This window comes from Cellulomonas sp. P4_B5_2 (assembly GCF_056402235.1).
The window spans coordinates 1-5,367 of record NZ_JBFUHU010000263.1 but is presented as its reverse complement, the minus strand read 5'-3'; the positions used below and the strand labels follow the sequence as shown (position 1 = coordinate 5,367).

Below are 5,367 nucleotides of genomic sequence, written 5' to 3'. Positions count from 1 at the left end.
GTGGATCCGCACCTCGGTGCCGATCCACCCGACGACGGTCAGGTCCAAGGACTGCGAGCTCATGGGGTTCCTCCGGTGCCGTGCGCCCCGGCGGGTGCGGGGCTCGTGCGACCAGGGTCGGCTGCGGGCACGCCGCCTGTGGGCAGCGGCAGACGACCCGTGGAGAGGGCGTCAGCACCGTGGGCTGTGGGCGGGTCAGCCCGTGGCGGCGGCGATCAGCTCGCGTACGGTCCGGTGCTCGGCCAGCACAGCCTCGGTCGGGACGGCGAGCCGCGCGCGAGCCACGTTCTCCAGGGCCGCCCGCCCGTCCTGCAGCACCCGGGCAGACCGTCTCCGCGCTGCCGACCGGCGTGCGGCACCGGCCCCGACGGCTGCCACGACGCAGGCGACGACGAGGACGACCGCCACCACGGCGGCCCAGGCACTCGGTTCGCCGGCCCCGATGAGCGACCCGACCGCGATCGACCCGACGAGCACAGCCGCCCCACCGAGCAGCACGGCGGCGACCGTCAGGCTCAACGCCAGCGCGGACCGCCGTGACGAGAGGGGCAGCTGCGTGAGCGCGTCCGTCACGGCGAGCCGCATCTCGGTGGTCGACGCCACGCGCGAGGAGACGTCCTGCCCCCAACGCCGGGGCAGCCCGGGCGTGACCGCCTCGAGCCATGACGCCCGGGCGAGCCCGACGGCGTCCTCCTGCACCGCGCCGAACCCCGGGGTCGCCGACGTCCGACCGCGCACGGCCGCTCCCACGCCCGACGCCACGGCCGGCAGGCCGATCGCGGCGGACAACCGGTCCACGACGTCGGTGACCGAGAGCGCGGCCGGAGCGGGCTCGCGCGCGGCGACCTCCGCCGCCAGCAGCGCAGCCGCGTCGTTGAGCTCGGCACTCGCCCGGCGGGCAGCCAGAGACCGAGACCCGACGACCGTGGCCAGGAGCTCCCGCAGGACGTTCACGCCCTCGCCGGTGCGCGCCGAGGCCTCGCGGACCGGCACCCCCGTGAGCCCGTCGTCGACGAGGAGGTGCTCGACGTCCGCGACCAGCTCGGGCCGGACGTCGGGCGGCACCGTGTCCACCTGGTTGAGCACCACCACCATCGACGACTCGTGCCCGACCAGCCGGCGCAGGTAGCCGCTGTGCAGGGCGTCGTCCGCGTACTTCTGGGGGTCGACCACCCAGGCCAGCAGGTCGGCCTGCGGCAGCAGCCGGTCGACGACCTCGCGGTGCTCGGGCGCGATCGAGTCGTGGTCGGGCAGGTCGAGCAGGACCAGGCCGCGCAGCGGTGCCTCGCTCTCGCCGTCCAGCAGGCTCTCGCGCTCGATCCGGCGGTCCGGCACGACGCCGAGCCAGTCCAGCAGGGGACCGCCCTCGTCGCCCCACACGCACGCCGTGATCTCCGAGGTCGTCGGCCGGCGCACCCCGACGTCGGCGAAGTCCAGCCCGCAGATCGCGTTGAACAGGCTCGACTTGCCCGACCCGGTCCCTCCGACCAGCGCGACGACCGTGTGGTCCACGCCGAGCTCGAGCCGTTCCCGCACGCTGTCCACCGTCGAGGCCACCCGGGTCACCACGGCCGGGGCCAGGCGCGCGCCGCCGACCGCCAGGGCACGGTCCAGCGCGTCGACCCGGGCCGTCAGAGCGGCGGTGTCGTCGTTCCGCTGGCCGACGGTGGCCGCGCTCACGTCAGCCCCTTCAGCACGGCGAGCCGCAGCCGCAACCGCGATGCGGCGTCCTCGGCGAGGTCCGGGTCGGCCAGGACCTCACCCACGGCTGCGCGTTCGACCGCCACCTGCCCCGCCACCCGGGCGACCAGGTCGTCGCGCAGCTCGGTGACGGCTCGCTCCCCCGCGGTGTCGATGAGGTCGACCAGCAGGTCCCGGGCCTCGACGACGCCGGAGGCCGCGGCGAGCGCCACGGCGGCCAGCCCTTCGTCACCGAGCGCGCTCTCCGCCTTGCGACGACGACGGACCTCGCGCGCGACGTCGCGACGTCCCCGAGAGGTGCCCTCGGGTGTCGACTCCGCAGGCCCGTGCGTCAGCGCAGCCCGCACCACGCGTGGTCCCTGGGCGATCCAGCCGCGCGCTGCCTGCTCGGCGGCGCTCCGCCGGCCGGTCCGCAGCGCGGCCGACGTCCACGCGGCATCCACGGACACGCCGCCCTCGGGCCCGTCGGGTCCGGTGAGCGCGGACCGCAGGACCTCCTCGGTCTGCGCACCCGCGGAGGTCAGSGTGGCTGCCGCGGACCGCGTCAGGTCCTCGATCAACGGCCCGATGGCGGTGACCCGTGCGCGGCCCTCCCGCGCCGACCCGCGGATGCGACCCGACGGGCGCACGACCCGCCCGAGAGGGCCGGCGTCCGACGCGAGCTCCGCCCACCGCGCCCGCACCGCACCGTCCGCGACCGCACCGCCCCGGATCGATGCCGACACCTGCGCCGTCGGCCCCACGACCGCCTCGTCGAGGACCGCCGCGATCGCGCTCGCCGCGTCCGCCTGAGCCTGCACGGCCTCCGCCAGCTCGTCGACCCACGGCCGCAGCGCGGCGAGCGAGCCGCGCAGCGTCCGGCCGATGACGGTGCGCGCACGGTCGGGCCCGGCAAGCATCGCCAGCCAGCGACGGATCGGGGCGACGACCGTGGCGGGCAGCAGGCCCTCGTGCGGGCCGAGGTCGGGAACGACGAACAGAGGCGAACCTTGCAGCCCGTGCCCGCGCAGGCGGTCGAGCAGGTCCCCGCGCACGGTGGGCAGGGAGTCCGGCGGGACGCGGTTGAGCACCATGGCGATGGAGGCCCCCCGGTCGACGGCCCCCTGCAGCACCCGCCAGGGCAGCGCGTCGCCGTAGCGCGCGGCGGTGGTGACGAAGAGCCAGAGGTCGGCCGCCTCGAGCAGGCGGTGCGCCGACTCGCGGTTGGACTCCAGCACCGAGTCGAGGTCCGGGGCGTCCAGCAGGGCGATCCCCCGCGGGACGTTCTCGTCCGCCACGACGCTCACGGACTCCAGGACAGGGTGGTGCGAGAGCAGCTCCGCGTCGAGCGGGTTGTGCACGAGCACCGGCCGCCGGGTCGTCGGCCGCAGCACCCCCGCGGTGCTGACCTCGGTCCCCACCAGGGAGTTCACCAGCGTCGACTTGCCTGCGCCGGTCGATCCGGAGACCACCACCACGGCGGGCGCCGAGAGCTCCGTGAGACGGGGCACCAGGTGCTCGCCGAGCTGGTCCACCAGTCGGGCCCGGGAGGCTCGCGCGGACACGATGCCGTCGATCTCGAGCGGGAAGCCGGTGCGCTCCACGTCGCGGCGCAGGTCCCGCACGGCGTCCAGCAGGGAGGTCGCCGCGAGCGGCCGCGCGAGGACGTCGCGGGGGTCGGAGGCGGCGTGACGTGCGTGCGGAGCCAGCGGCTGCGCGGTCGGCACAGGCTGCACTGGCGCGGTGCCGGGCTGTGCGCTCACGCGCCCATTGTCGCGGTGCGATCTGACCTGGCAAAACGCGCCACGCGGGTCGGTTGCGAGCGGTTCGTCCCGGAACGAAGGATCCGATGCTGCGCGGATAGGCTGTGGGCGCACGTCCGGCCCCCGTAGCTCAACGGATAGAGCAACGGCCTTCTAATCCGTCGGTTGCAGGTTCGAGTCCTGCCGGGGGCGCCCATCCACCGCGGTCCAGCCGCCCCTCGCCCGGGCCGCACCGACCGCCACCGCGACCACGGCGAGCCCCAGCGGGACCAGCAGGTGCCACCCCGCGAGCGCGGCCAGCCCCGCGGCGAGCACGCACGCGCAGACTGCCGCCCACCACCCGGGAGACCCGCGGTCGAGCAACCGGACGGCGGCGGCGGTGCCCGTGGCGTAGATGGCGACCATGCAGCTGGTGTGCACGAGCACGAACGGCTCGAGGTCCCCGCCGGTCGCCACGGTGATGACGAAGTACACGGCGACCAGGCCTGCGACCACGAGCAGCGCCCGCCGCGGCACCCCGCCCGGCTGCGCACCGCGTGCCACCCACCGAGGCAGGTCACCGTCCCGGCCGAGCGACGCGCCCAGCTTGGCGAAGGCCCCGAGATAGGTCCCGAGCACCCCGAGCGTGACGATCGCCGCGACGACGGCCACCGCGACCCGGCCCGCACCTGCGAGCCCCACGTCGACGAGGTCCATCAGCGGCACCTGCGACGACGACGCCGCGTCGCCGAGCACCGTGACGGTCACGTACTGGAGGGCCAGGTACGCGACGCCGACCACCACCAGCGCGATCGCGGTCGCCCGCGGGATGGTCCGCCGCGGGTCCCGGAACTCCCCCGCCAGGTGCGTGACCGCCTCCCACCCGGCGAACGCCCAGACGAACAGGCTCACGGCGGCCCCCACGCCGGCCCAGCCGTGCGGGGCGAACGGCACGAGGGTCGAGGGGTCGGAGGCCGGCAGGGACACGACGACGACCCCGACGACGAGCACCACGAGCGCGCCGGTCAGCGCGAGCTGGACAGGTCCGGCGAGGCGCAGACCGACCGCGTTGGTGACCAGCGGCGGGACCAGGAACGCCACGCCGACGAGGTACACCTGCGCCTGGGTGGCGCCGAGCATCGCCACCACGTACTGCGCGCCGAGGAGCGCCACCACGGGCGCCCCGGCGCAGACACCGAAGAAGAACCAGTACCCGGTCATCCGCGCCGCCGTGGCGCCCAGCGCGAGCCGCACATACGTCGCCACGCCGCCGGAGTCGGGGTGCCGGGTGGCCAGCGCGGCGAACGTCATGGCCAGCGGCACGCTCGCGACGAGCACCGCGGCGACCGCCACCAGCGAGGCCGGTCCGGCCGCACGCGCGGCGAGGCTGGGCAGCAGCAGGATCCCGGTGCCGAGCACCGACGCGATGTACAGGGCGCTCCCGAGAGCCAGCCCGATCTGCGGCTGTCCCGCGACGACCGACGGGGCTGCGAGCGCGGGAGTGGGCACCCCTGCAGCCTCCCCTGGCCCACCGACACGATCCACCCGGCAGACGGGCGTCATCCGTCGAGATCCCGCCACCGGAAGTCGGACGAAAGGGGCCGAATAATCCGGTGACGGCGGTATCTGACACGTGGTCCAGTACTCCTACACCACCGATAGCCCGGGCATTCCGCCCGGACACCGTCATGCCCGAGGAGCACACCGTGAACCCGACCATCTCCCTCGAGCTCGCGCGCCAGGACCACTCCCAGCGCCTCGCTCAGTCCCACCAGGCACGCGTCCGCGCCGCCGCGCGGCACGTCAGACAGCCGGCCGAGAACATCGGTCGACCTCCGGATCCGCGGCGCGCCACGACCCGCTCGACGACCCTCGTCGACGCCGTCAGCGCGCACTGACCCCCTCCGCGGCGGGCGCGGGCCGATCCCCACCAGGGGTTCCGGTC

4 protein-coding genes and 1 tRNA gene are annotated in these 5,367 nt (G+C 75.4%); 2 read left to right on the top strand and 3 right to left on the bottom strand.

Going from position 1 to position 5,367, the window contains the following annotated elements; translation table 11 throughout:
- Positions 1-195: 195 nt before the first annotated feature.
- Complete coding sequence (locus tag AC1DUQ_RS16895; protein WP_477062747.1) at positions 196-1,680, bottom strand: GTPase; 1,485 nt, start codon at positions 1,678-1,680, stop codon at positions 196-198.
- On the bottom strand, positions 1,677-3,443 hold the full coding sequence (locus AC1DUQ_RS16890) for a GTPase (RefSeq protein WP_477062748.1): 1,767 nt from the start codon (positions 3,441-3,443) through the stop codon (positions 1,677-1,679). The genes AC1DUQ_RS16895 and AC1DUQ_RS16890 overlap by 4 nt, the downstream gene beginning before the upstream one ends.
- Positions 3,444-3,562: 119 nt before the next feature.
- On the opposite strand from AC1DUQ_RS16890, the gene AC1DUQ_RS16885 reads away from it, so the two are divergent.
- Positions 3,563-3,635, top strand: a tRNA-Arg gene (locus tag AC1DUQ_RS16885).
- Here the strand turns inward: AC1DUQ_RS16885 and AC1DUQ_RS16880 are convergent.
- A complete protein-coding gene (locus AC1DUQ_RS16880; protein ID WP_477074182.1) occupies positions 3,597-4,985 on the bottom strand; it encodes an APC family permease in 1,389 nt (462 codons plus the stop codon). The two genes, AC1DUQ_RS16885 and AC1DUQ_RS16880, sit on opposite strands and share 39 nt — an antisense overlap.
- Positions 4,986-5,110: 125 nt before the next feature.
- On the opposite strand from AC1DUQ_RS16880, the gene AC1DUQ_RS16875 reads away from it, so the two are divergent.
- On the top strand, positions 5,111-5,320 hold the full coding sequence (locus AC1DUQ_RS16875; RefSeq protein ID WP_477074181.1) for a hypothetical protein: 210 nt from the start codon (positions 5,111-5,113) through the stop codon (positions 5,318-5,320).
- The last annotated feature ends 47 nt before the right edge of the window (positions 5,321-5,367 follow it).